Source organism: Pseudomonas sp. R3-41 (assembly GCF_054161485.1).
In genome coordinates, this window is sequence record NZ_CP096421.1 from 4601801 (window position 1) to 4628693 (window position 26893).

General features: G+C 62.6%; 21 protein-coding genes. 9 read left to right on the top strand and 12 right to left on the bottom strand.

From position 1 onward, the window contains the following. The first annotated feature begins 100 nt into the window (after positions 1 to 100). Both M1D99_RS19690 and M1D99_RS19695 read left to right on the top strand, forming a co-directional pair. Positions 101 to 1507 carry a type VI secretion system Vgr family protein gene (locus tag M1D99_RS19690; protein ID WP_458130652.1) on the top strand — a complete coding sequence of 469 codons (1407 nt, stop codon included), beginning with the start codon at positions 101 to 103 and terminating at the stop codon, positions 1505 to 1507. Between the two features lie 125 nt (positions 1508 to 1632). Beyond that, a complete protein-coding gene (locus tag M1D99_RS19695; protein WP_434571199.1) occupies positions 1633 to 2181 on the top strand; it encodes a cytochrome b in 549 nt (182 codons plus the stop codon). A 6-nt stretch (positions 2182 to 2187) separates the two neighbouring features. Here the strand turns inward: M1D99_RS19695 and M1D99_RS19700 are convergent, their stop codons facing one another. Together M1D99_RS19700 and M1D99_RS19705 are read right to left on the bottom strand one after the other, a co-directional pair. Next, positions 2188 to 3096 (bottom strand): 1-aminocyclopropane-1-carboxylate deaminase/D-cysteine desulfhydrase, encoded by a 909-nt coding sequence (locus M1D99_RS19700; RefSeq protein WP_434571201.1) that lies wholly within the window; start codon positions 3094 to 3096, stop codon positions 2188 to 2190. A gap of 226 nt (positions 3097 to 3322) precedes the next feature. Continuing rightward, positions 3323 to 5362: an oxidoreductase gene (locus tag M1D99_RS19705; RefSeq protein WP_458130653.1), complete on the bottom strand. Its 2040-nt coding sequence runs from the start codon at positions 5360 to 5362 to the stop codon at positions 3323 to 3325. Between the two features lie 242 nt (positions 5363 to 5604). Here M1D99_RS19705 and M1D99_RS19710 point away from each other — a divergent pair, with 242 nt between their 5' ends. The 3 genes from M1D99_RS19710 to M1D99_RS19720 all read left to right on the top strand — a co-directional run bounded on the left by M1D99_RS19710 (position 5605) and on the right by M1D99_RS19720 (position 9165). Continuing rightward, the gene (locus M1D99_RS19710) at positions 5605 to 6822 is read left to right on the top strand and encodes a DUF3422 domain-containing protein (RefSeq protein WP_186710597.1); all 1218 of its coding nucleotides are present in this window, start codon (positions 5605 to 5607) and stop codon (positions 6820 to 6822) included. A 172-nt stretch (positions 6823 to 6994) separates the two neighbouring features. Then, complete coding sequence (locus M1D99_RS19715) at positions 6995 to 8125, top strand: carbon-nitrogen hydrolase family protein (protein ID WP_186710595.1); 1131 nt, start codon at positions 6995 to 6997, stop codon at positions 8123 to 8125. A gap of 2 nt (positions 8126 to 8127) precedes the next feature. After that, positions 8128 to 9165, top strand: coding sequence for an AraC family transcriptional regulator (locus M1D99_RS19720; RefSeq protein ID WP_186710594.1), 1038 nt, complete (start codon positions 8128 to 8130; stop codon positions 9163 to 9165). Positions 9166 to 9192: 27 nt separating this feature from the next. On the opposite strand, the gene M1D99_RS19725 is transcribed toward M1D99_RS19720, so the two are convergent. From M1D99_RS19725 to M1D99_RS19735, 3 genes are all read right to left on the bottom strand, one after another. Beyond that, on the bottom strand, positions 9193 to 9327 hold the full coding sequence (locus M1D99_RS19725; protein ID WP_264083855.1) for a hypothetical protein: 135 nt from the start codon (positions 9325 to 9327) through the stop codon (positions 9193 to 9195). Between the two features lie 119 nt (positions 9328 to 9446). After that, the gene (locus M1D99_RS19730; RefSeq protein ID WP_186710593.1) at positions 9447 to 10331 is read right to left on the bottom strand and encodes a DUF2242 domain-containing protein; all 885 of its coding nucleotides are present in this window, start codon (positions 10329 to 10331) and stop codon (positions 9447 to 9449) included. A 250-nt stretch (positions 10332 to 10581) separates the two neighbouring features. Then, positions 10582 to 11625 (bottom strand): AraC family transcriptional regulator, encoded by a 1044-nt coding sequence (locus M1D99_RS19735; protein WP_186730888.1) that lies wholly within the window; start codon positions 11623 to 11625, stop codon positions 10582 to 10584. A 207-nt stretch (positions 11626 to 11832) separates the two neighbouring features. On the opposite strand from M1D99_RS19735, the gene M1D99_RS19740 reads away from it, so the two are divergent. Then, positions 11833 to 12777, top strand: coding sequence for a SphA family protein (locus M1D99_RS19740; protein WP_186710591.1), 945 nt, complete (start codon positions 11833 to 11835; stop codon positions 12775 to 12777). 239 nt (positions 12778 to 13016) lie between these two features. Here M1D99_RS19740 and M1D99_RS19745 read toward each other — a convergent pair whose 3' ends face one another. The 3 genes from M1D99_RS19745 to M1D99_RS19755 all read right to left on the bottom strand — a co-directional run bounded on the left by M1D99_RS19745 (position 13017) and on the right by M1D99_RS19755 (position 16008). Continuing rightward, complete coding sequence (locus M1D99_RS19745) at positions 13017 to 14315, bottom strand: D-arabinono-1,4-lactone oxidase (protein WP_434576566.1); 1299 nt, start codon at positions 14313 to 14315, stop codon at positions 13017 to 13019. A gap of 116 nt (positions 14316 to 14431) precedes the next feature. After that, positions 14432 to 14803, bottom strand: a complete 372-nt coding sequence (locus tag M1D99_RS19750; protein WP_458130654.1) for a c-type cytochrome — start codon at positions 14801 to 14803, stop codon at positions 14432 to 14434. Between the two features lie 320 nt (positions 14804 to 15123). Further along, positions 15124 to 16008, bottom strand: coding sequence for a LysR family transcriptional regulator (locus M1D99_RS19755; RefSeq protein ID WP_186710588.1), 885 nt, complete (start codon positions 16006 to 16008; stop codon positions 15124 to 15126). A gap of 130 nt (positions 16009 to 16138) precedes the next feature. Between M1D99_RS19755 and M1D99_RS19760 the strand changes: the two genes are divergently transcribed. Together M1D99_RS19760 and M1D99_RS19765 are read left to right on the top strand one after the other, a co-directional pair. Further along, positions 16139 to 17782, top strand: coding sequence for a GMC family oxidoreductase (locus tag M1D99_RS19760; RefSeq protein ID WP_458130655.1), 1644 nt, complete (start codon positions 16139 to 16141; stop codon positions 17780 to 17782). Between the two features lie 205 nt (positions 17783 to 17987). Further along, positions 17988 to 19610 carry an MFS transporter gene (locus M1D99_RS19765; RefSeq protein WP_186730828.1) on the top strand — a complete coding sequence of 541 codons (1623 nt, stop codon included), beginning with the start codon at positions 17988 to 17990 and terminating at the stop codon, positions 19608 to 19610. Between the two features lie 43 nt (positions 19611 to 19653). Here the strand turns inward: M1D99_RS19765 and M1D99_RS19770 are convergent, their stop codons facing one another. From M1D99_RS19770 to M1D99_RS19785, 4 genes are all read right to left on the bottom strand, one after another. Further along, complete coding sequence (locus M1D99_RS19770) at positions 19654 to 22131, bottom strand: TonB-dependent siderophore receptor (protein WP_458130656.1); 2478 nt, start codon at positions 22129 to 22131, stop codon at positions 19654 to 19656. A gap of 96 nt (positions 22132 to 22227) precedes the next feature. Then, positions 22228 to 23187 carry a FecR domain-containing protein gene (locus M1D99_RS19775; RefSeq protein WP_434571215.1) on the bottom strand — a complete coding sequence of 320 codons (960 nt, stop codon included), beginning with the start codon at positions 23185 to 23187 and terminating at the stop codon, positions 22228 to 22230. Further along, a complete protein-coding gene (locus tag M1D99_RS19780) occupies positions 23184 to 23705 on the bottom strand; it encodes a sigma-70 family RNA polymerase sigma factor (RefSeq protein WP_053184044.1) in 522 nt (173 codons plus the stop codon). Before M1D99_RS19780 ends, M1D99_RS19775 begins: the two co-directional genes overlap by 4 nt. A gap of 102 nt (positions 23706 to 23807) precedes the next feature. After that, positions 23808 to 24215 (bottom strand): response regulator, encoded by a 408-nt coding sequence (locus M1D99_RS19785; protein WP_411385145.1) that lies wholly within the window; start codon positions 24213 to 24215, stop codon positions 23808 to 23810. Positions 24216 to 24455: 240 nt separating this feature from the next. Between M1D99_RS19785 and M1D99_RS19790 the strand changes: the two genes are divergently transcribed. Beyond that, the gene (locus tag M1D99_RS19790) at positions 24456 to 26402 is read left to right on the top strand and encodes a DNA topoisomerase III (protein WP_458130657.1); all 1947 of its coding nucleotides are present in this window, start codon (positions 24456 to 24458) and stop codon (positions 26400 to 26402) included. Positions 26403 to 26893 lie beyond the last annotated feature (491 nt).

Sequence of the window (26893 nt, forward strand, 5' to 3'; positions counted from 1 at the left end):
AGTGTGTTGTAGGGCGTTTCTGAAATAGCGGCTCACAAGCACCATTTCCTCCCGTGGTTTCGTACCCTCTGTGCCTCTCTCCCCGCCAGTAGGAGGCGCGATGCGCAACGACACGGAAAGTCCCTTCAGCCTGACGCTCACGCAAAGCGACTTGCAGCTGCAAGTCTTGCGCTTCAATGGCCGCGAAGCCCTCAACCAGCCGTACCGTTTCGACCTTGAATTGATCGGCCTGGCCCCACCGATAGACCCCGACCTGCTATTGGGGCACCCGGCCTTCCTGCGCCTGGACCGCGACTCGGGTATCCATGGGATTATCCACAGCGTTTGCCTGAGCGCCCCGGCACCGCGGCGCATCGGTTATCGCTTGACCTTGGTTCCCTACCTGCAGCAATTGGAACAAGGCCCACGGCGCCGGGTTTTCCATCGGCTCAGGGTGGTGCAGGTGCTGCAACGCCTGCTGGAAGACAACGGCCTGCCCGCCGACAGCTATCGTTTCGAGCTGCCCCACGGGCAGTATCCATGCCGCCCGTTCTGCATCCAGTACGACGAAAGCGACCTGACCCTCCTGCAACGGCTGTGCGAGGAAGAAGGCATTCATTACCACTTCGAACACACCCCCCAGGGCCACGTCCTGGTGTTTGCCGAAGACCCGAAGAGTTTTCCCACACGGCCCGTCGAACTGTCCCTGCGCCCGAACGACAATTCGATACCGGCCATCAAGCGCTTGTATTTGCGTCACCACGGGATGCTGCCTGGCTTGCCCATCGGGTTCAGCGATCGGGCCACGACCGACACCGAGGCCTGGGCGGCGAATCAACCCATTGAGCAGATCGACCATGAGGCCATGCACGGCGACCCGGCCTTGACTCACCGGTACCAGGCCGGTCGCCGCCACCTGGAACGGTTACGCTGTCGGCAGCGGGAAATCCATGGCCACAGTGACCAACCCGCCCTGCACGGCGGCGACATCGTGCAGATCTGCGAGCACCCGGTTTCCACGTTCAACGATCAATGGCTAATCACCGAGGTCCAGCACCGCGGCCGGCAGTTTTCGATTCTTGAACCGGACCTCCCCACCACATCGTCGGCCCGTGACTACCACAACCGCTTCACCGCCATCCCCTGGGCCACGGTGTTCAGGCCGGCCCTCAAACACCCCAAGCCCTGCATCCCCGGGTATCACCGGGCCCATGTACTCGGCCATCCCGGCCAACCGGCCCAGTCCGATGAGCGCGGGCAAGTCAGCGTCAGCCTCTGGGCGCCGGACCAGGAAGGCATCACGCTGCCCGTGTCGCGACTGACGCTGAACAACAGCCCCTCGCTGAGGGCCGGCAGCGAAGTGCTGGTGAGTTTTCTCGATGGCGACCCCGACCGGCCGGTGCTGTGCCCAGGGGCTGTCGATACCGGCGCAGGACACGCCGCCGCCCCACCGAAACCGTCCCGTGGCAACCCTGATGCCGGATTGCTGTTGGACTGGCTGCTGAACCCGCCAAACTTCACGCCCTGAGCCGGCGCGTGGCTTCTTGCCGGCAAACCTGATCTGGCTCAAGCAAACCCAGCGAAACGGGCATACAGTGGAGACACAACGCCGCTCTAGACGGCGCTTTTGCCCTGATTGTTGGAGATACCGCGATGCCCTGGAAAAACTCGGAAAACCGCTACAGTACCGTCACGGTAACCTTGCATTGGCTGATGCTGGTGCTGCTGGCCGTGGTTTACGCCTGCATAGAGTTGCGGGGAATTTTCCCCAAGGGCAGTGGCGGCCGGTCCCTGATCAAGGAAGCGCATTTCATGCTTGGCCTGACCGTGTTCCTGCTGGCCTGGCTGCGCCTGTTCGCCCGCACCAGGGGCAAGGCACCGGCAATTTTCCCGGCCTCCCCCGCCTGGCAAACCCTCCTCGCCCGCCTGATGCACTGGGCGCTGTATGTATTCATGATCGCCATGCCGCTGCTGGGCTGGCTGATCACCAGCGCCGAAGGGCACCAGGTGATGTTCTACGGTTTCGATTTGCCGTTGCTCATCGATCAAGACAAGGACTTTGCCAAGCAATTGGAAGGCTGGCATGTGCTCGGCGGCACCATCGGCTATTGGTTGATTGGCCTGCATGCCTTGGCGGGGCTGTATCACCACTACGTGGTACGCGACAACACGCTGTTGCGGATGATGCCCAAACGCGGCTGATCGCTGTCAGTCGAACCCTCGGCGGCCTTGCAGACCGCCGGTGTGGACAAAGATCAAACGGGTGCCAGGGGCAAACCTTCCGGCCTCGACGTGCACCTTGAGCGCCATCAAGGCCTTGCCGGTGTACAACGGTTCCAGTTCGATGGCCGCCGTGGTTTCGATGAAGGCAGTCAGCTCGGCATCGACCCGGGCGAAGCCACCACGGCTGCCGTCGAGCAATTCATAACGCGGATAACAAAGCCCCGCCTCCCCCACAATGTGCTCGACCTGCTGGGCCACGCCATGGTCCGGGGGCACCGCCAGCACACCGTAGACCGCACGCTTGCCCGCTTCGGCCAGCACCAGCCCAGCCAGTGATGTTCCCGTGCCGCAGGCCAGCCACCAGCCGTGATAATCCGCCCACCCCAACGCCGCCAATTGTTGATCGACACTGGCCGCCCAGGCCATGCAGCCTTGTGCCCCAGGCAATCCCGAACCGCCCTCGGGCACCGGGTGCAAATGTGGATAGCGGGCCTGCCACGGCCCCCAGAAACCTGGTGCATGTCGCTCTCGGTATCCGCCATAACCCAACCAATGCAATTCCATGCCGAATGCTGTCAGGTCGCGCACCGTCGGCGTGTCCTGGGGGTGACCGCGCAGCAGCCCGGCCGTGGGAAACCCGAAGCGCTTGCCGGCTGCCGCCAGCGCATGCAAGTGATTGGAATAGGCCCCACCCAGGCTCATGACCCCCTCGGCACTGGCCTCCTGGGCGGCGCGCAGATGATGGATCAGTTTGAACCACTTGTTGCCGCTGATCAGTGGATCGATCCGGTCCAGGCGCAACACCGCCACTTCAACACCGGCACGGGCGAGCCAGTCCAGGTGAAGGGGTTCGAGTCGGGGTTGGGGATGCCAGTCGAGGGCAGGAAGCAGCATGGCGGCAGGTCGGAGGAAATGGGCTGGCATCTTACCAGCTTGGTCGCGAAGAACCTGACACCACCAAAACCTGTGGGAGCGGGCTTGCTCGCGAAGAGGCAGGCACATCCAATATTTTCATTGACTGACACACCGCCTTCGCGAGCAAGCCCGCTCCCACCTGGAATCGGCGGCGACCTTGGCTTCCATATTTGCAAGCTAAGGTCGCGCCCACAGTTTTTGTGCCTTACAACTGCGCCGCCAACCGCGAGCCCTGGTTGATCGCCCGCTTGGCATCCAGCTCAGCCGCCACATCGGCACCGCCGATGAGATGAACGGTCTGCCCTGCCGCTTCCAGGCCTTCCTGCAACTCACGCAGCGGATCCTGGCCGGCGCAGATCACGATGTTGTCCACGGCCAGCACTTGCGGCTCGCCGGCTTCGCCGATGCGGATGTGCAGGCCGTCGTCGTCGATCTTCAGGTACTCGACGCTGTTGAGCATCTGCACCTGCTTGTTCTTCAGGCCCGTGCGGTGAATCCAGCCGGTGGTCTTGCCCAGGCCGTCACCGACCTTGGACGTCTTGCGTTGCAGCAGGAATACCTGGCGTGCCGGTGCATGGGGTTCGGCCTTGACCCCGGCGACACCGCCGCGCGCTTGGAGATGGGTGTCGATCCCCCACTCCTTCCAGAACGCCTCACGGTCCTGGCTGGTGGCGACGCCCTGGTGAACCAGGAATTCCGAGACGTCGAAGCCAATACCGCCGGCACCGATCACCGCGACACTGCGCCCCACCGGCTTGCGTTCGAGGATCACGTCCAGGTAGCTCAAGACCTTGGCATGCTCCACCCCGGGAATCGCCGGCACCCGAGGGGCGATGCCGGTGGCGAGGATGATCTCGTCGTAACCGCCGGCCACCAATTGCGCCACATCCACCCGGGTGTCGAGGCACAGCTCGACATGACTGGTCTGCAATTTGCGCTTGAAGTAGCGCAGGGTTTCGAAGAACTCTTCCTTGCCCGGCACGCGCTTGGCGACGTTGAACTGGCCACCGATTTCGCTGGCCGAATCGAACAGCGTCACCTGGTGCCCACGCTCGGCCGCCACCGTGGCCGCGGACAACCCGGCCGGGCCGGCACCGACCACGGCAATTTTCTTCACCTGGGTCACCGGCAGGTAGTTCAGCTCGGTTTCGTGGCAGGCCCGCGGGTTGACCAGGCAACTGGTGAGCTTGCCGCCGAAGGTGTGGTCCAGGCACGCCTGGTTGCAGCCGATGCAGGTGTTGATTTCATCGCTGCGACCGGCAGCCGCCTTGTTGACGAACTCCGGATCGGCCAGGAACGGCCGCGCCATGGAAACCATGTCGGCATCGCCTTCGGCCAGGATCTGCTCGGCCACTTCCGGGGTGTTGATGCGGTTGGTGGTGATCAGCGGGATGTTCACCGAACCGCGCAGCTTGGCCGTGACTTTGCTGAACGCCGCCCGTGGCACCTTGGTGGCGATGGTGGGAATCCGTGCTTCGTGCCAACCGATACCGGTGTTGATGATCGTCGCGCCGGCCTGCTCGATGGCCTTGGCCAACTGGACGATTTCGTCCCAGGTGCTGCCGCCTTCCACCAGGTCAAGCATCGACAGGCGAAAGATAATGATGAAGTTCGGGCCTACCGCCTCGCGCACCCGACGGACGATTTCCACCGGCAGGCGCATGCGGTTTTCATAGCTGCCGCCCCAACGGTCGGTACGGTGGTTGGTATGAGCCGCCAGGAACTGGTTAATGAAATAACCTTCCGAGCCCATGATCTCGACGCCGTCATATTCCGCCTTCTGGGCCAGGACCGAGCAAGTGACGAAATCGCTGATCTGCTTCTCGATACCCTCCTCGTCCAGTTCCTTGGGCTTGAATGGGTTGATCGGCGCCTGGATCGCACTCGGTGCCACTTGCTTGGGGCTATAGGCGTAGCGCCCGGCGTGAAGAATCTGCATGCAGATCTTGCCGCCGGCCTCATGCACGGCCCGGGTGACGATCTGGTGCTTGAGCGCCTCTTCTTCGGTGGTCAGCTTGGCCGCGCCGGAGTAGACACCGCCCTCGTCGTTCGGCCCGATCCCACCGGTGACCATCAGGCCCACGCCGCCCCGGGCGCGCTCGGCGAAATACGCCGCCATGCGTTCGAAGCCACCGGGTTTCTCTTCCAGGCCGGTGTGCATCGAGCCCATCAGGGTACGGTTGCGCAACGTGGTGAAACCCAAGTCCAGCGGGGCCAGCAGGTGCGGGTAATGAGAGGCGGTCATCGGTAGCTCCACAACGGGCGATCACGGGAATAAAGCGCAAGCTCTGCGGCTTGCGTCTGTCATGGCCCACAGCGTAAGAGTCCGGCTGCGGCTGCTCAATGACCGTAACTGACAACTTAATGATCCAAATGCGCAGTCACCCATCAGGTGCCGCGTGACTCTCGGCGGGGTAAGCCAGTCCTACCAACGCTGGCTCACGTGCTCAAACCAAAAAATAACGCTAATAACAGAGTCGTCATTGCATGCATCCCCAACGAAAAATGCTGCACAACGAGTTGCACGCCCGCCCGTCGTTGTATTTCGACGAACCGGCCCACGTCTTCCACTTGGCATTCCTGGGCGACAACGCCCAGTGCAACGCTCTACTGGAGCGACTGTGCCCCGATACCGTCGCAGCAGACGCCGCACAAGGCATCACCCGCCTTGATGGGCATCCACTCAAGTGGGAGCGTCACGCCGAATTCTTTACCCTGACCCTGGTCGTGCCTGCCAGCAGCAACGAGCTGCAATGGACGACACTGCCCGAAAGCCTTGCCCGGGGCATCGAAGGTCACACCCAGCACCTGATCAATGCCGTTCAGGTGGTGGTGCGCGCCGAAGCCGGCCTCGACCTGCCCAGCTACGGTTTCAAGGACCCTTGCGGCTCATGCGTGGGCGGTGGCGATGCGGTGGTCTGGAGCGATTTTCGCCTGACCGAGGACGGCACCAATCGCCTCTTGTTCATCAACCGACGGCTCAACGCCTATCGCCAAGGGCGCATGATTCGGCGCCTGTTGGAAATCGAGACCTATCGCATGATGGCGTCCTTGTCCCTCAGTATCGCCAAGGCACTGGACCCGCAACTGAACGAATTCGATCGCACCCTGGTGAGCCTCTCCGAGCGCAACGCCAATGCCAGTGGGGTGCATGCCAAGGCCCTGTTGGAGGATATCGCCCTGCTGTCGCGCCAGGTCGTCAGCAGTTCGGTCAGGACTCGCCACCGCTTCAGCGCGACCCGCGCCTACGCGCAATTGGTGTTCGAGCGCCTGGGGGAGTTGCGCGAAAGCCATTTGGGAGATTGCCAGCGTTTGGGCGTGTTCATCGAACGCCGTTTCAAGCCCACGGTGCGTTATTGCGCCGCCACTGAACAGCGCCTCGAACAACTGGCCATGAGCGTCGCCAACCTGGGCGACCTGCTGCAAGCCCGCGTGCAAGTCGAGATGGAAGACCAGAACGCCGAGATCCTGCGCAGCCTCAATGCCCGCGCCGATGCCCAGATCAAGATCCAGCGCGCCGTGGAAGGCCTGTCGATCATCGCCATCACGTACTACCTGATCAACCTGTTCAAGTTGGTCTACAGCGGGTTGCACACCTTGGGCGCACACCTCTCGGCCCGCGACGCGCTGCTGGGCATGACGCCACCGGTGTTGTTGATCATGTTGCTGATTCTGATCCGGATCAGGAAGGCCAAGAGTCACTAGCCGCCCTGCCCAGCGCGAAGGGCGTCCACGGGTTCCATGGACGCCTTTGCGGACGCTTGCCGTGCGTACAAATCCTCACCCGCCCTTCGCTAATCCCTTGTTTTACCGTACCCTGCCCCGTGACGCTTGATGAAAAATCACGAACCTGAACACGGCCGCTGACTGTTCCCCCATGCGCAAATTTCTGTACTTGCTGTTTTCACTGGCCTTGATTGCCGCCCTGGTCACCTACGCACTGTGGACGACGGATCGGCCGGCCGGCCATTACCTGTCAGACCTGCGCATCACCCTGGCGGTCGACCAGGGCACGCCGGCCGACCGTGGCAATCTGCTGGGCATCCAGCCCGAACTGTTCCCCACCGACTACCAAAGCCCCGAGCGCCTGCATCGCAAACTGGCGGCCTATCTGCAGGCAGCCCGCGACCAGGGTTTTCTCAATGCCAAGACCGTCGTGGTCCTGCCCGAGCACATCGGCACCTGGCTGATGGTCGGTGGCGAAAAAGACGAGTTGTACCAGGCCACCACCCTGAAGGAAGCCATGAACTGGCTGGCGGTGAGCAATCCGCTGGCGTTCGTCCAGGCGCTGGTCAGCGCCGAGGGCAATAACCGATTGGACGATGCCTACCTGCGCATGAAAGCCGAGCGCATGGCCCGTGATTATCAAACACTGTTCGGCGGGCTGGCCAAGGAGTTCGGCATCACCCTGGTGGCGGGCTCCATCGTGCTGCCCGAACCCAGCGTCAACGAAGGCGAGCTGAAAATTGGCCGTGGCGCGTTGTACAACAGCAGCCTGGTGTTCGGCAGCGATGGCCGGCCGATCGGCCAGCCGCAACGCCAACGACATCCGGTGTTCGAGCAACAGGATGTGCTGGGCGCCGAGCACCCGGCCGCCCCCCTGGTCATCGACACGCCTGCCGGGCGCCTGGGCGTGCTCATCGGCAGCGACAGTTGGTACCCGCTCCACTACCGGCAGCTCAATGAACAGGGTGCGCAACTGATCGCGGTACCCGCCTTTGTCATCGGTCGCGGCGCCTGGGACAAGCCCTGGAGCGGTTATAAAGGCCTGTCCACGCCGAGCGAAGTGAGCCTCAGGCCTGGCGAAGTGAGCGAGGGGCAAGCCTGGCATCGCCTGACACTGACCAGCCAGTTGCCTATCAGCCAGGCCCGGGGCGGCGTCAGCGTGTTCCTGCGCGGGCAGTTCTGGGACAGCGGCAGTGCCGGCCAGAGCTTTATCAGCCACAACGGCCAGCACTTCCCCGACGGCGAAGCCCGTGGCGCCCGCCTGTTGAACTTGTGGTTGTAAGCATGAAACCGCAGCCGATGCGCCTGGGGGATCTGTCGGTAGGCTTCGTCCATAGCCTGGCTGACGCGGTCGCCAGCCATGGGCAAGACCCCAAGCCCCTGCTTGAACAGTACGGCCTCGACGCCGCGCGCCTGGCCGAGCCCGGGGCACGCCTGTCGATTCCACGGTACATGCGCCTGGGCCACGCCGCGATTCAACAGACCCAGGACCCGGCCCTGGGCCTGCGCATGGGTCAGCTCGGCCGTTTGAGCCAGGCCGGGCTGGCCGGCGTCACCGCTGCCCAGGCGCCGACCGTACGCGAGGCGGCCCGCTGCATGATCCGCTTCGAGCCGCTGTACGGCTCCAACTATCGCGGCCAATCGAGTTTCCATGAGGATGCCCGCGGCGCCTGGCTGCGGTTCTATTCCATCAGCCCGTATAACGCCTACAACCGCTTCGTCGTGGACTCGATCATTGCCGGCTGGCTGGCGCAATTGTCCAGCGTCAGCGGCGTCGCGCTGCGGCCCGAACGCATAGACATCGAATTCGAGGAACCGCCGTATCAGGAGGCCTACCGCACACTCGGTGACTGCCCGATCCAGTTTGGCGCCGAACAGAATCAACTGCGCCTGGGCCTGGACAGCCTTGCCCAGCGCAACCCGCAGCATTGCCCCAGTACCTGGCATCACCTGGTTCAGTTATGTGAACGGGAACTGGAACAGCTGACCCGCACCCGCAGCCTGCGCGAGCGCATCATCCAGCTGCTGGGACCGTTGCTCAGCGGCGGCCGGGAACCCGACCTGGAAGAAGTGGCGGCTCGCCTGAAGCTGCCGACCTGGACCCTGCGTCGCAAGCTGGCCGAGGAAGGCACGCAGTTTCGCGCCATCCTCAACGACACCCGTCGCGACTTGGCAATGACCTACATACGCGATACCGAACTGGCGTTCGGTGAAATCGCCTACCTGTTGGGGTTTGCCTCAGCCGAAGCCTTTCAACGGGCCTTCAAGCGTTGGAATGACCAGACGCCTGGGGAGTTTCGCCGTAGCCACAGAGGGAGTTAAGCTTCAAGCTTCAAGCTTGCAGCTGCGTTACAACTCCGTTGCATCTTCGGCGGGTTCCAGCGGGTCCAGTTCGTAGGCCTGGTATTCCAGCAGCTCTTCCTGATAATCATCCATTACGCGTCCTTCCCCTGTCGTTGAACCAATGCCTGATGGCGCTGGCATCAGCATAAAGCTGCTTTATGAACAAAACATGAAGCAAAGGCTTCATGAATTAAACGTAGCACAGGGTCGGGAAATTACTGCGTGAAGTGTGGCAGGAAGTAACTCCCTGCCACTGGATCTCAGGAGGCCGGAAGCGGCTGGATCGGCTCGGTCGGGGCCGGCAACGAGCTGGACGGTGGTGGTGGCGGTGTCACGGTTTCTGTCGTCGGCGCAGACTCGAACGATTCAGGAGCAATCGGCGCGGGCTCGCTCGGCGGTGCGACAGGCTCCGACACCGCAGGAGCGGTTTCGACGGGGGCCGGCGCAGCCTCCTCGACGGGTGTGGCCGCTGCAGGCGCAGGCGCAACAGGCTCGGCCGCTGGGGCTGGAGCCGGATCTGGAGTCGGTGCAGGCATCAAGGCGGCCGACTCGGCCTTGGTTTCCGGTACACCCAGCTCGGCCTTCGGTTTGTCGGCATTCTCGGCGGCTTTCTTCGCTTCGGGAGGCAGGAACAGCTCTACCAAGGCAAAGAAACGCTCATAGAACTTGGCCGCCGACACGGTTTCGCTGGCGACCTTGACCATCGAATCATCCGAGGAGCCGATCGGCATCGACACCGAACCCAGCACGCCCACGCCCAGGCTGGCGGAGTTGTTGGTTTTCTTCAGGGCATAACGGTCCTGCAAGGCGTTGGCGAACATGGTCGCCCGGTGCCCGGTACCGCCATCTTCGGCACAGACCAGGTTGAAACTGATCTCCATATGGGTTTCGCCGGTCTGCTGGAAACTCTTGTGACCGCTGACCAGCTTCGGATCGCTGCTGGTGATGATATAGCCCTGGCTGAGCAACGCCCGGCGCCCGGCTTCGCAGGTGGCCGCGTCACTCACCGGATACGTGCGCGAGAACGTGCCGGAATCATCGAAGTTCTCGTGCTCATAGATGGCGGTTTTCTTCGACGAACAACCGGCTGCGGCGGCCAGCACCAATGCAAGCCCTACGGTGCGCATGGGAAATGATTTGAACATTGAACATCCTGAGAGAAACGGTCCGGGGCGTATTGTGCAACAGAACGCGACCAGGCAGCGTGGCTAATCTTGTTTCATGGGGAGTGCGAGTTTACTGGGGGTTGTTTGCAGGAAAAAGATGTCAATCCGGTAGATCGACGAACACCCGCCTCCAGGCAACAACCGGATACAAAAACCCTGGTTGTTCGGCCTGTCTCTGTTCATTTAGGGAAAGCCCACGCGACTTGAGAAATACCGTGTGGACATATCCTTAGAGCCGAGCGTCGGCGCTCTCATTGCGAAACGCGCTGGGGCTCATGCCGGTCCAGCGCCGGAACGCCCGGCGGAAGCTGCGCACATCGCTGTAGCCGACCTCTTCGGTGATGCGCTCGATGGACAGCTCGGGGTTGGCCAGCAGGTTCAGGGTGCGGCCGCGGCGCACCTGTTCGAGCAAGGTCTCGAAGGTCAGGCTGTGTTCGGTCAGGCGCCGACGCAGAGTGCGGCTGCTCATGTTGAGGTCGCTGGCGATTTTCTCGATGTGGCTGCCCCGGGTCAGGTCCCGGGCAATCGCCCGTTCCACGGTCTGGATCAGGTCGATCTTCTGGTGGACCTCGCAGGCCTCCTGCTCGAGCAAGGCCAATGCCTGGCGCAGCGCCAGCGGGTGGTGATTGGGCAAACGCATGTCCAGCCAGCGCACGTCGATCAGCATGCGGTTGTGCCGACAACCGAAGCGCACCTCAGGCCCCAGGATCCGCTGGTACGCCTGGGCATAGGACGGCGCGGCATGCATGAATTCCACGGCCTGGGGCTTGAAATCGGGACCCGCCAGCGCCCGGCCGTAGACCATCAGGCTGGCGAAGAACTCTTCCACGGCAAACACCTGGATCTCGGCAAAAGGCAGGCGGCAAGTGGCCTCGACCATGATCCGGTCAGTGGCCTCTTCGACACGGGTCACGGCGATGCCGCCGGTGGTGTGCTGGTAACGAACCCCGAGGGCGAAGGCATCGCGCAGGGTTTCGCACAGCGACAAGACGTGCCCCAGCAGGCCGAGGGTGCCGAGCACGTTGCGATCACCCACCCATAACCCCAGCCCCTGGTCAGGCAACAGCTTGAGTGCCCGTTGGATCATGACCACGGCCTGGCGATAGGAAATGCGCTGGGCGGGATCTTGCAGGTCATCGAGGCCGAACCCCAGGCCGCGACACAGGCTGGCGGCATCGAAGCCCTTGTCCGCCACCACCTCGGCCAACGTTTGCAGCAAAAATGGCGATACCAGCGCCAATTCATAGGTGGGGTCGATGACTTTCATCTGCATGGGGCGGGTTCCGGAGCACGTTAGGTGGCGTTTTTGTAACCGGTTATTTCATAAAGTTAGCATGAGCCGCTGGATAGAGGGGTAGAAAAATCTGGCCGCCCAAGTCCCCTGTCTGGCCGCCAATACCCTGCCCTGTCGGCGGCGAACGGCTTATTTGTATGACTCGGACCTCCGGTGCATTTCCAACAATAATAATGAGCCCCCCACATGAACCCGACCCGCACGACATTCGCCTTGCAATTGACCCTCGGCCTGGCCTGCGGCGCAGCCCTGCCCGCCTTGGCCACCGAATCGGGGGTCGACAACATCGGCCCTGGCACCGATGGCTTTTTCGTGTTGCCGCTGGAAGTCGACAGCCTTCCCGACCACATGGTCGCGTTCAACCTCTACTACAACCATTACAAGGCCCGGAAATTCAACATCAGTTCGTTGGGCGGCGAAGTGCCGGACGTCGAAATCGAATCCACGGCAGTGGTCCCACGTATCGATTACCTGAGCCCGTTGCGAGTGGCCGGTGGACGCGCGGGGATCTACATCGCCCAGCCCTGGCTCAAGCAGGAAGTCTCGGTGTTCGGCCTGCATGACACCCGTGAAGGCATGGGCGACACGACTATTTCACCCATTGTGCTTTGGGACATGGGCAAGCACCTGACCTTGGCCGCGGCGGTGGAAATCACCGTACCCACCGGCGAATACAGCACCGATCGACTGGCCAACACCAGCAACAATTTCTACACCTACAAGCCGCTGTTTTCCTTCACCTGGTTGCCCACGGAAGACACCGAGGTGTCGATGAAGACCACCTACAGCTTCAACCGCAAGAACAAGGACACCGACTACCGTTCCGGGCAGATTTTCCACTTCGACTATTCCGCCAGCTACCGGGTGACCGACAACCTGAGGCTGGGGCTCAACGGCTACTACCTCAAGCAGACCACCGACGACAAACAGTACGGCCGCACCGTGCAATTCGCCGGGCAGGATGTGGACGACGGGGTCCGCGGCCAGGTCTTCGCCATCGGCCCGGCGCTGCACCTGACCTTCCTCAAGTACGCCAGCGCCGAGATCCGCTGGGCCAAGGAGTTCGAAGTGGAGAACCGCACCGAAGGCGAAATGCTCTGGGCCAAGATCAGTATTCCGTTTGCGTTCTAAAGGGCTTTTTTGGCTGTTGGGCTTTTAGGACTTTTGTGGCGAGGGAGCTTGCTCCCGCTCGGCGGCGTAGCCGTCGTAGCCGGCTGAGGTGGTCTATCTGGAAAAATGGGTTATCCGATTTGGGGCTGCTGCGCAGCCCAGCGGGAGCAAGCTCCCTCGCCACAAGGTTTGTGCCTGACAGAATCAGCTAACCAGCTAACCAGCTAACCAGCTAACCAGCTAACCAGCCATTTGAAGCCTCAGCTCACCCCCAGAATCGAGGCAAGATGCCCATTGAGAAACTTGCCGCCAGGGTCCAATACCTGGCGCACCTGGGTGAATTCAGTCCAGCGCGGGTACAACGCCTGGAGTGCCTTGGCGTTCAGCGAGTGCAGCTTCCCCCAATGCGGGCGGCCCTGGTATTTCCAGAAGATCGGCTCGATGGCGGCGAAGAAATTGTGGTGGTCCATCTGGTAATGCTGGTGCACGGAAATTGAGCAACTGTCCCGGCCTTGGAACATGCTCAAGGCGATGTCGTCGGCCTTCACGTAGCGGTATTCGATGGGAAACCAGGTGCGCAGGTCCTTGTCGCGGATCAGCGCGAGGATTTCCCGCAGGCACGCCGGACCGTGTTCGGCCGGGACTGAATATTCCATTTCGTTGAAGCGCACGGTGCGGGCGTTGGCGTAGATGTCATGGGAATCACCGACGCGGTCATCGAACTCGGCCACCAGCCGCAGGCTGTTGAGCAGCGCGCGCCGGACCGCTGGAAAATCGCTACCGTACTTGTCGAGGTTTTCGATCAGGGAGACGAACTCGTTGCCGCCCTCCTCCTCGGGACTGATCGGCGGCGTGGCCGGATCGGTGGTTTCGTTCAGGGTGATCGACAGCGCATAGTCGGAATGGGTGACGACTTGCATTTCCCAGTGCTGGTTGTCCCGGATGTTGGTGTGCACGTCCTCGAGCAACTCCTCGGTTTTCGCCACCCACTGGTGCTCGCGCAAGCGATAAGCCGCGCGGTTTTGTAACCGCACGCGGGTCACCAGCCCCAGCGCGCCAAGGGACACCCGGCCGGCCTGGAACACCTCGGGATGACGCAGGGCATCACAATCGAGGACCTCGCCGCTGGCCGTCACCAGTTGCAGGCCGACCACTTGGGAGGCGTATGAGCCAAAGGCCTTGCCAGTGCCATGGGTCGAGGTGGCGATGGCACCGGCCAAGGTCTGGTAATCGACGTCGGCCATGTTCGGCAGTGCCTGGCCGATGGCCTTGAGCGCCGGGCCCATGCGGGACATGGGCGTGCCGCCGCCGAACTCGGCTTGCAGGCTGGCGCCGTCGTGGTCCAGCAGGCCACTGAAAAAACTCAGCGACAACAAGGTGCCGTCGGTGGGCACCAGGGCGCTGAAGGAATGCCCGGAACCCACCGGCCGAATCCGCCCTTCGGCGCGGCGCACCACCTGCACCAGTTCGTCGAGGTCCTTGGGGGCCAGGCGCGCCGCCGGCAGGCAACTCTGCGCACCGGACCAGTTGCGCCACGGGATCAAGCGAGGCGCGCGCATCAGCTCGGCCAGGGCGCCCTGGCTGCCCAGTGCGGTAAAGGCGGCGACAACGCCGGCCTGTTGCAGCAACCGACGCCGTGAGTAGTCCATCGTCATGCCGAAAGTACCCGTATTTATTATTGGAAGTGTTGGCCGGACATGAAGGCGATCAGGGCCAGGAACTGCTCTTCGGAACAGTGCATGCACAGGCCCATCGGCGGCATGCCGTTGTAGCCGTTGATCGCGTGGTCCAGCAGGGTCTCGGCGCCCTGTGCGACCCGCGGGGCCCAGGCGTTCGTATCGCCGGTCAACGGCGCGCCGGCGCCGGGGTTGGCGTGGCAGAGTTTGCAGCTGCTGTCGTAGACCTGGGCCAGTGCTGCATCGCTGGGCATGGCCGTGAACACTGTCGGCGCGGGGGGCTTGGGCTCTTCGCCGCAGCCGGCGAGCAGGCTGCCGAACAGCACGATGACGGCGGAGTGAAGCAAGGTTGAAGGCGTGATTGCCAACATAGGGCCCCTCTTGGCTGCGCTTTTCTTGTTGTGGGTCAACACTAAGGCACGCCAGCGCGTCGGCTGAGGTCATTGGGGGCCAGAAAAGGGGGCTTGGGCGGCCAGTTGCCGGGGCACCAACGACCTTTGTGGCGAGGGGATTCATCTGTGGGCTCTATGGGTTCTGTGGGAGCAAGGCTTGCCCGCGAAGCAGGCGACTCGGTTCCAGATAGACCGTGTGTTCTTCATCGCGGGCAAGCCTTGCTCCCACAGAGCCCACAGAACCTTGCCTCCACAGAGCCTTGTTCCACATAGAGGCTCGCCACAGGGATATTGCGTGCTCAGGGCAACAACAACCCCTGCTCGCGCTCGCACAACTGCACCACGTAATCCCACAACACCCGCAGGCGTACGGATTTGTGCAGTTCGCGACGGGTGCTGATCCAGTAGCTGCGGCGGATGGTTTCGTCCGGCAGCAGCGGCACCAGCGTCGGGTCGCCGCTGGCCATGTAGCACGGCAACACGGCGATCCCCAGGCCCGAGCGCGCGGCCTGTTGCTGGGCGATAACGCTGGTGCTGTGAAACACCACCCGAGGGTTGCGGCAAAAACTGTTGAGGAACATCAGTTCCTGGCTGAACAGCAGATCGTCGACATAACCGATCCAGGCATGGCGGCCCAGGTCCTCGCGGCTGCGCAGTGCTGGCGAGCGATCCAGGTAGGCCTGGCTGGCGTACAGCGCCAGGCTGTAGTCGGTGAGTTTGCGGGTCACCAACAGGTCGGCCGCCGGGCGTTCGAGGTGGATGCTGATTTCCGCCTCACGGTTGAGGATGCTGACAAAGCGCGGCACCGCCACCAGCTCCACCTCCAGCCCCGGGTAGCGCTGGAACAGCCCGTCCATGCGACTAGCCAGGAACATGATGCCCAGACCTTCGGTCACTCCCAGGCGGATCTTGCCCAGGGGTGCGCTGGACTGGGTGATGTCCTCCTGGGCCAGCAACGCCACGTTCTCCATGGCTTCGGCGTGCTTGAGCAATGTCTCGCCGGCCGGGGTCAGTTCATAGCCCTGGGCATGCTGGACGAACAGCGCAGTGCCGAGGCTTTTCTCGATGGCCTCGATGTGCCGGGCCACCGTGGCGTGGGTGGTGTTCAGCCGTCGGGCAGCCGTCAACAAACGCCCGCTGCGTTGCAGCTCCAGGAAATAGCGCAGGTCATTCCAGTCGAACATGGGGCGATCCTTGAACGCGCCTGAAGGCGGGACTGTTTATAAACGCACAGCGGCTGCGCAAAAACTAACATTCTTTTGACGAAAACTAACAACTAGGATGGCTCTCACAACAACAAGAATGAGGTCGCGAATGCAACCTGTCGTCGATGAATACGATTACGTGATCGTGGGCGCCGGCCCTGCCGGGTGCTTGCTGGCCAATCGGCTTTCGGCCAACCCGCAACACCGGGTCCTGCTGCTCGAAGCCGGTGGGCGCGACAATTATCCATGGATTCACATTCCGGTCGGCTACCTGTTCTGCATCGGCAATCCACGCACCGACTGGTGCTTCAAGACCGAAGCGCAACCGGGCCTGCAAGGCCGCGCCCTGAGCTACCCGCGCGGCAAGGTCCTGGGCGGTTGTTCCTCCATCAACGGCATGATCTACATGCGCGGCCAGGCTGCCGATTACGACGACTGGGCCGCCGCAGGCAATCCCGGCTGGGCCTGGAAAGACGTCCTGCCGCTGTTCCGCCAGAGCGAAAACCACTTCGCCGGCGCGTCTGAATTCCACGGTGCCGGCGGCGAGTGGCGGGTCGAACGCCAGCGCCTGTCATGGCCGATTCTCGATGCCTTCCGCAGCGCCGCCGAGCAGAGCGGCATCCCCAACGTCGACGATTTCAACAGCGGCGACAATGAAGGCTGCGGCTATTTCCAGGTCAATCAGAAAGCCGGGGTGCGCTGGAACGCGGCCAAGGCGTTTCTCAAGCCGATTCGCCAGCGCGCCAACCTCACCGTATTGACCGACGTCGAGGTCGACCGGGTGTTGCTGCGTGACGACCGCGCCCATGCCGTCAGCGCTCGCTGGCAAGGCAAGGGCATGACCTTCAAGGCCCGCAAGGAAATCGTCCTGTGCGCTGGCGCCGTGGGTTCGCCGGGGATCCTGCAACGCTCCGGGATCGGCCCGCGCAGCTTGCTGCAACGCCTGGGCATCGGCGTGACCCATGAGTTGCCCGGTGTCGGCGGCAACTTGCAGGACCACCTGCAACTGCGGCTGATCTACCAGTTGGAAAACGCCCGCACCCTGAACCAGATCGCCGGGAGCCTGTGGGGCAAGATGGGCATGGGCCTGCGCTATCTGTACGACCGCAGCGGCCCGCTGTCCATGGCCCCCAGTCAACTCGGCGCGTTCGCCCGCTCGGGCCCGGAGCAGAGTTCGGCCAACCTCGAATACCACGTGCAACCGCTGTCCCTGGAACGCTTCGGCGAACCGCTGCACAGCTTCCCGGCGTTCACCGCGTCGGTCTGCGACCTGCGCCCGCAAAGCCGTGGCCGGGTGGACATTCGTTCGGCCGACCCACACGAGGCGCCGCTGATCCAGCCCAATTACCTGAGTCACCCCGAAGACTTGCGAGTCGCCGCCGACGCCATCCGCCTGACCCGACGCATCGTCGCGGCACCGGCCCTGAGCGCGTTCAAACCGGTGGAATACCTGCCGGGCCCCAGCCTGCAGACCGAAGAGGAACTGCACCAGGCCGCCGCCCGCATCGGCACGACGATCTTCCACCCGGTCGGCACATGCCGCATGGGCCAGGACGGCGACGCCGTGGTGGATGCGCAACTGCGCGTGCACGGCATCAAGGGCCTGCGCATCGCCGATGCCTCGATCATGCCGCGCATCACCTCGGGCAATACCTGCTCGCCGACGCTGATGATTGCCGAGAAGGCGGCGCAGATGATGCTCGAGGCAGACACCCGAATCACCACGCCGCAAAAGGAGCCTGCCACGGTCTGAAAAACAACAGAGTCCTACCTGTGGGAGCGGGCTTGCTCGCGAAGGCGGTGTGCCAGTCGACATCATCGTTAGCTGACACACCGCCTTCGCGAGCAAGCCCGCTCCCACAGGGAAATGTGCAAGCAAAAGGAACGTGTCAAATCAGGAGACGCCACCCCGGCGTCGCAGTGGAACAACAAAAACAATCACTGTGAGGGATACCGCTATGTCCGAGCATGTTCAGCCCCTGGAAGCCACGCGCAGCGCCGGCACCAGCCAGGAAACCCAGAAAGTCATCTTCGCCTCGTCCCTGGGGACGGTGTTCGAGTGGTACGACTTTTTCCTCTACGGCGCCCTGGCGGCGGTGATCAGCAAGCAGTTCTTTGCCGGGGTCAACGACACCACCGCGTTCATCTTCGCCCTGATGGCCTTCGCCGCCGGTTTCATCGTGCGGCCGTTCGGGGCCCTGGTGTTCGGTCGGTTGGGGGACATGATCGGGCGCAAGTACACGTTCCTGGCCACCATCGTGCTCATGGGCCTGGCGACGTTCTGCGTCGGCCTGCTGCCCAACTACGCCAGCATCGGCATCGCCGCGCCAATCATCCTGGTGGTGTTGCGCATGCTCCAGGGCCTGGCCCTGGGCGGTGAGTACGGTGGCGCGGCGACTTATGTCGCCGAGCACGCGCCAATGGGCAAGCGCGGTTTTCATACCAGTTGGATTCAGTCCACGGCCACCCTCGGGCTGCTGCTGTCGCTGCTGGTGGTTTTGGGCTGCCGCTACTTCACCGGCGATCAGTTCGAAGTCTGGGGCTGGCGCATTCCTTTCCTGCTGTCGATCCTGCTGCTGGGCATTTCCACCTGGATTCGCCTGAGCCTGCATGAGTCGCCGGCCTTCCTGAAAATGAAAGAGGAAGGCAAGTGCTGCAAGGCGCCGATTCGCGAATCCTTCGGCAAATGGGAAAACCTCAAGGTGGTGCTGATCGCCCTGTTCAGCATCAACGCCGGGCAAGCGGTGACCTTCTACGCCGCGCAATTCTATGTGCTGTTTTTTCTCACCCAATTCCTCAAGATGGACCCGGCCCTCGCCAATAGCCTGCTGATTGTCAGCGTGGTGATCGGCGCACCGTTCTTCATCTTTTTCGGCTGGCTGTCGGACAAGGTCGGGCGTAAACCGGTGCTGATGATCGGCCTGCTGCTGGCGACGGCCCTGTACTTCCCGATCTTCAAGACCTTGGCCCACTACGCCAACCCGGCCATCGACCTGGCGAGCCGCCAGGCACCCATCACCGTGATCGCCGATCCGGCCACCTGCACCTTCCAGTTCGACCCGGTGGGCAAGGCGCGTTTCGACAGCCCTTGCGACAAGGTCAAGACCTTCCTGGTCAAGCAAGGCCTGCCCTACAGCAGCGTCGCGGCCCCGGTCGGCAGCACGGTGCAGATCAGCGTCGGTGACGTGAAACTCGAAGGCTACGACGAGGCGGCCCTGCGCGGTGCGGTGACCCTGGCCGGCTACCCGCAACAGGCCGATGCGCAGCAGATCAACCGCCCGATGATCGTGGCCTTGATCGTCGCGCTGATCATCATCTCGGCGATGTGCTACGGACCGCTGGCGGCGTTGATGGTCGAACTGTTCCCGACCCGGATCCGCTACACCTCCATGTCCCTGCCCTACCACATCGGCAACGGCTGGTTCGGCGGTTTCCTGCCCACCGTGTCGTTTGCCCTGGTGGTCTACACCGGGGATATCTTCTATGGGCTGTGGTACCCGGTGGTGATCACCGGGGTGAGCCTGGTGGTGGGCATGATCTGCCTGCGGGAAACCAAGAACGTGGACCTGGATACCAACTGAGGGGCAGAACCGTGGCGAGGGCACTGGCGCCCTCGCCACCGCCTCAGAAGCGCGCCTTCATCGTCATGGTGAAGTTGCGCGGCTCACCGTAATAGTTGCCGAAACCCTCGGTGCCGATGGTGGTGTAGTAGCGCTTGTCGAACAGGTTGTTGCCATTGAGGGCCACCGACCAGGTGTCATCGATGCGGTAGCCAACGCGACCGTTCCACACCGCATAACCGGCCTGGGTGATCTTCTCGCCGCTGACCGGCGATACACGGAAGTTGTCGCTTTGGGCATTGACCCCGGCGCCGACACTGAACCGTTCCAATGCCCCGCCGAGGGCATAATCGCCCCACAGGCGCAGCACATGGCGCGGCACGTAGCTGTTGAACGAGCCGCCGTTGAGGCTGGTATCAATGTCGTCGAGGGTCTGGGTCTGGGTGTAGGTGTAGCCGGCCAGCAATTGCAGGCGCTCGATGACTTCACCGCTGATCTCGGCTTCGAAACCCTGGGCGCGCACCTTGCCGGCGTTCTCATAGCAGTAACCGTCCGAGGACGCACAGCTGGAGGCGTAGTCCGTCTGGGCCTGGTCTTTCTGCACTGTGCGGAACAGGTTGAAGGCACTGTTCAGGCGTCCCTCGAACCACTCGCCCTTGATCCCCAGCTCATAACTCTCGCCCACCAGGGGCTTGAGTGCCGAGCCGCTTTCGGAGCGGTAGTTGCCCTGGGGCGTGAAGATATCCGAATAGCTGGCATAGGCCGTCAGGTGCTCGTTGAGGTCCAGCAACACGGCGGTAAACGGCGTGACTTGGCCCGTCTCCGTGCTCTTGGCGTGCTCCGAACCGCCGGTGAGGAACTCCGAATCGGTCTTGGAGCTGTACCAGCTCACCCGGCTGCCGACGACAAACGTCAACGGGTCCGCCAGTTTCAGCCGCAGGGTCGAATACATGCCGTGCTGCTCGGTCAGGGTCTTGACCGGTCCACCGCGCGTCGAGTTTTCGATGAAGTAACTGTCGTCCGGTTCGGGAATATGCCGATCTGGCTCGAACACATTCTGCTTCTGGGGCAGCAGTGCCACCGAGAAGAAGTCATCCTTGTCCGAGCGGCTGGCGTTGAAACCGACGATCAACTCATGTTGTTGCCCCAGGGCGTCGAACTTGCCGTCCAGGTAGGCGTCGAGGCCGTAATCGACCTGGTCATAGTCGTACATGCTGCCCAGCATGTTGGTGGTCGAGGTACCGGGCGCCACCGAGCCCGATGCAAAGGCGTATTTGATGTCCTGGGTATTTTTGGTATAGACCCCGGCGACCTTCACGGCCCAATCGTCATTGAGGTGATGGGCGATATCACCGAACACCGTGGTCCGCTGGCTACGCCAGGTGTTCCACGACGGGTCCAGGCAGGTGGAGCGGCTGAGTTTCAGGTCGCTGCCGTCCCGGTAGCGCGGCAGCCCGCCCCAGCAGGGGCTTGCATCGACGTCTTCATAGGCAACACCCAGGCCGAGCGTCGTGTCGGGCGACAGGTCGAAGTCCAGGGCGCCGTAGTAGATCTGGTCCTTGCGCCGGGCATCGTCGTAGAAATAATGCCGGCTCTGCTCGGCGATCACCGCCCTGCCCCGCACGGTGCCGGAGTCATTCAACGGGCCACCGGTATCGACTTGCCCACGGTAGTTGTCCCAGGTGCCACCGGACAGGCTGAGTTCGGTCTGGGCCGTGGTCTGGCCGCGTTTACGCACGAAGTTGACGCCGCCGGACGTACCGCCCGCCCCCTTCATCATCCCGGCGGCGCCGCGCAGGACTTCGACACGGTCGTAATAAGCCATGTCGCTGCTGAAACTGTCGGCCTGGACATAGCTGTTGCCCATGTCCAGCGGAACGCCGTCGTATTGATACTGGCCAGACATGCGGAACCCGCGGGAATAGAAATACTTGCCGCCCATGGTCGAGTCGTAGACGGTGATGCCAGGCGTCTTCTCCATGACTTGTTCGATGGTATTGAGGTTCTGGTCATCGAGCATCTTGCGGGTGATCACCGTCACCGACTGCGGCGTTTCGCGCAGGGAGTGCTCGCCCTTGCTGATGGTGACCGCCCCCGTCGTGTAGGAATTGCTCTGCTCGGTGGTCGCCCCGAGCCGCTGTGCATCGATGCGGGTAGCGCCCAGTTCCATGACCGAACCGTTGGCAGGCAGCCGGCGCAGCAGGTACGTGCCGTTGGCCTGGGGCTCGGCTTGCAGGCCACTACCGCCAAGAATGCGGGCAAAGCCCTCGCCCACGCCGAAAGAACCTTTCAGGCCGGGCGATTGCAAACCTTCGAGTTGCCGAGCATCAAACGAAAGGGCAACGCCGGCGGCGCTGGAAAAACGGGTCAGCACATCCACCAGGCGGCCGGCGCCGATATCGTAGGCCTGCACCGCACTCTGCTGCGCCTCAGCCGCTGCAACCGGGCTTGCATTCACGGCCATGGCGCCAGCGGTCGTGACCGCCAGCAAGCCGATTTTCACTGCAAACACCAGACGGCCTGGCGCACTCACCCACGTCATATTTCCCCTCCCTCAAACGATCGATAAAAACTCACTGAGGAAGAGCCGAACGATGAGGATGAAAAGTGCAAGGGCTGGTTTTTTTATTACGCAGCATCAGCGCCGATCGCCACCGGCGACCTGGACCCAGAATCGGCTGTAGCGGGTCACCCGCAACGAAAAGCCACTTTCCAGCGCGGCCAGGGCGAGATCAGTGTCATCGACGGGAAATACACCGGACACCTTCAAGTCGCCAATCGCCGGATCCCAACGCAGCACGCCGGGACGGTAACGCGACAGTTCGTCCAGCAGCGCCGCCAGGGGACGGTCAATGGCGATAATGCTTCCCTTCTGCCAGGCCCCTACCGACACATCGTTGCCGCGTAGCGTCCCTAACGAACGCTCATTGAAATCCAGGCGCTGGCCGGCCTCGACGCGCATCCTTGCTCCACGTGCTGGCAGGCTCACCTCGACCGCTTTCTCCAGCACCGCCACTTCACCGCCCCGCGCCTGGCTACGGACAATGAAACGCGTGCCCAGGGCCAGCACCTCGGCCAGCCCCGTGACCACCTTGAACGGACGGCGCAAGGGATCGACCGCCGTCGTCACGAGCACCTCACCCCGCAACAGTTCCAGGCGTCGCTGCTGTCCGTCGAAACGAACATTGATCGAGGTGTCGGTGTTGAGCATGAGCGTGCTGCCATCGGCCAACTGGAACTCGCGACGCTCGCCCACCGCCGTGCGGTAATCGCAAAACAGGTTCTGCGTGGCCTGGCTGCGCCAGCTCAACCAACCCAGGCCGCCAGCGGATGTCAGCAGCAAGGCGCTGCGCAACACTTGGCGGCGGGAGCGCTGGTGGGTGTCGCTCAAGGTCGGTGCCGCCAGGACGCCCGGCACATTCGCCATTTGCTCGGCCACCGCGGCCATGCGCTGCCAGGCCTGGCCATGCAACGGATCGGCAGCCAGCCAGGCGCGCCAATCGGCCCGGTCCGCGTCGGTGCTAATCCCGGAATTGAGCCGGGCGTACCACCGTGCCGCCACACGGATGGCTTGCAATTCTTCGGGCGGCAGGTTCATGAAAGCTGCAATTGAATTTGCATGAGGCAGCAATGCTCCATGGCCTTGGCCATGTGATTGTTGACCGTGCGGACGCTGACGCCCAGGCGCTCGGCAATTTGCGGATAGGTCAGCCCATCGAACTGCGACAGGATGAACGCCTGCCTGACACGCGGCCCCAATCCCAGGAGCAGACGATCGATCTCCATCAAAGCCTGGAGCAGGATCGCCTGCTCTTCCAGCGAGGGGTGCTGCTCTTGCGGCATGGCGGCCAATGCTTCGAGGTAGGATTGTTCCAGCGAGCGGCGGCGAAACAGGTCGATCAACAGCCCTTTGGCGATCATCGACAGGTACGGGCGCGGCTCGCGGATATCCAGCGCCGTGCGCGCCTTGATGACCCGCACAAACGTATCCTGGGTCAGGTCAGCCGCATCGAAGGCATTGCCCAAGCGCTTGCGCAGCCAGCCCTGGAGCCAACTGTGATGATCACTGTACAGAACGTCGACAGCACTGCGTAGGGACAGATCGTTGGCGGGCATGGCAATGGAATAATTCGCGACTGATAATGACTCGCATTGTCATAGACACCATCGTCGCTTGCAACCCAAACGTGCACGGACACTCCCCCTCGCTGGAATCACTCAGTTGATCGAGTGATTTTTCACCGTGCTCTCCACCAGGTCCAACATCTGTCCCAACGCCCAAGGCTTGGCAATGAACGAGGCGTGGTGCTTGATTCCGGCGCTTTCCGGCGTCTCGAAACCGGACATGATCAGCAGCGGGATCTGCGGCCAGCGATCCCCCGTGAGGTTGGCCAGGTCCGCACCGTCGATCTTGCCGGGCATGGTGATATCCGTGAGCAGCAGGTCGACGTAGTGGGCGCTTTCTTCGAGGAACGTCAACGCCGCATCGGCGCTTTCCCGAGGCTCCACGACGAACCCTTCTTCCTCGAGGATTTCACAGAGGAACTCCAGAATGGTTGGATCATCTTCCACAACGAGAATCAAACGTGTAGTCGCCTGGCCGTCGCCATTTGGCATCGAATTCATGAAAGTGACTCTCCTTGACCTCGTAAACCTGCTTTGCGGCTTCAACCGCCTTGAAGTTATGAGCGATACCCTTTAGAGAAATTCATTCTGCGTGCCAACCGAGCGCCGAATGTCACGCCAGCCACCTTGGCAACGCAGCGCAACGCTTATATCTGTATATCCATACAGATAAAACTTGCTCTGGCGCGCATCCGTGACCATGCTACAAGCCCATGAAATCTGCTTCAGGAAAAGGGCGCTATGCAGCTGTACCTGTGTGAAAAACCGTCCCAGGCCAAGGACATCGCCGCCGTACTCGGTGCCACGCGCCGTGGCGACGGTTGCTGGCTGGGCCCGGGCATCACGGTCACCTGGTGCATCGGCCACCTGCTGGAAACCGCTCCACCCGATGCCTACGACGCGCGCTACAAGCGCTGGGTCCTGGCCGACCTGCCCATCGTGCCGGCGCAATGGAAAATGACCGTCAAGCCGAAAACCGCCAGCCAGTACAAGGCGGTCAAGCGCCTGTTGGGAGAAGCGAAAGAACTGGTGATCGCCACCGACGCCGACCGTGAGGGCGAAATGATCGCCCGGGAGCTGGTAGAACATTGCCGTTATCGCGGGCCGATCCAGCGGTTATGGTTGTCGGCCCTGGACGAAGCGTCGATCCGCAAGGCCCTGGCCGCCCTCAAACCGGGGGTCGAAACCTTCAACCTGTATCACTCGGCCCTGGGTCGCTCCCGGGCCGACTGGTTGATCGGCATGAACATGAGTCGCCTGTTCACGTTGCTGGGGCGCCAGTCCGGCTACCAGGGCGTGTTGCCGGTCGGTCGCGTGCAGACACCGACGCTGCGACTGGTGGTGGACCGCGACCGCAGCATCGCCCACTTCGTGCCCGTCGCCTATTGGGCCATCGACGTGCAGCTCAGCCACGACGGCACGGCGTTTACCGCCCAGTGGCGCGCCGACCCGGATGCCTGCGACGACCAGGAGCGCTGCCTGAACCAGGCCCTGGCCCGGGACGCCGCCCAGGCCATGGGCAACGCCACCACCGCCCGGACGCTGAAAGTGCGTACCGAGCGCCTGCGCGAAGCGGCGCCGTTGCCCTTCGACCTGGGCACCCTGCAGGAAGTCTGCTCGAAGAAGCTCGGCCTCGGCGCCCAGGAAACCCTGGACATCGCCCAGTCGCTCTACGAGACCTACAAGCTCATCACCTATCCGCGCAGCGATTGCGGTTTCCTGCCCTTGAGCCAGCACAGCGAAGCACCGGCCATCCTGGCCGCCCTTGCCCAGGCCGACCCCAGCCTCGCGCCACTGCGCGAGCATTTGCAGGCGCAGCGCAAGTCCCGGGCCTGGAACGACGCCAAGGTCAGCGCCCACCACGGCATTATTCCCACCGCCGCCGCCAGGAACCTGGACAAACTCGCCGGCAAGCAGCGCGCGGTCTATACGCTGATTCGCGCGCGCTACCTGGCGCAGTTCCTGCCCAACCACGAATACGACCGGACCCAGGCCGACTTCGACTGTGCCGGCCAGGCGCTGCGTGCCGTGGGCAAGCAGATCGTCGAGCCCGGCTGGAAACGCGCCCTGCCCGAAGCACTGGCGCCGGCCAGGGGCCGTGAAGCACCGGCGCCGCAGGTCCTGCCGGCATTGGCCGAAGGTCGCGATTGCGCGGTGGACGAGGTGAAACCCAAGGACCTCTGGACCCAGCCACCCAAGCCCTTCACCGAAGGCGACCTGATCAAGGCGATGAAGAACGTCGCCAAGCTGGTGGAAGACCCGTTGCTCAAGCAGAAGCTCAAGGACACCACCGGCATCGGCACCGAAGCGACCCGGGCCTCGATCATCCAAGGGCTGCTCGACCGCGGTTACCTGGTGAAAAACGGCAAGGCCCTGTCCGCCACCCCGGCGGCCTTCAGCCTCATCGACGCCGTGCCCCGAGCCATCGCCGACCCAGGCACCACCGCTATTTGGGAACAAGCCCTGGACATGGTGCAAAGCGGAGAAATGAGCCTGGAAGAATTCGTCACCCGGCAAGCCGCCTGGATGAGCAAGCACGTCGCCCGCTGCCAGGGCATGAGCCTGACCATCAGCGGCCCGGCCAGCCCCGCCGGGCGTGGCGCAACACCGTGGAAAAACAAGCGCAAGCCGGCCAAGCGCAAGGCTAGCGGTGCACCGCGCAAGGCGAGCAAGGCCAAGGCCACTTGAACAGCGCCGATTCCAAGCGCTGCCTTTGTGGCGAGGGAGCTTGCTCCCGCTGGGTTGCGCAGCAACCCCAATGCAGGCGACTCGGTCAATTTGACTCATGCACCGACAGGTTTTTAGGGCTGCTACGCAGCCCAGCGGGAGCAAGCTCCCTCGCCACAGGTGATCACTCGTAACCGTTTTTCATACCCAAACCGTTTTGTCCGACAATATGTAGTGACCAAAAATAATCACTACAAAACCGTTGACGCCTCCGATTTGCCCTTGCATGATGCAGACGTCTCCCCGATCGGGAGTACAGGCAACTGTTTGAGCAAGCTCGTCTGACCGCCGAGCTGTTTTTTGGATAAGGGACTGCCCACAAGGCAGATTGAAGGTGCTGACCTGGCATGACCGTCCGGTAACAAGGACGAGAAACGCTAGCGAAGATCCTCATGACGCGCGTGGTCGACCCTCGAAAGTTGACACTGCCTGAGATTCTTCGCTGTTTCTCT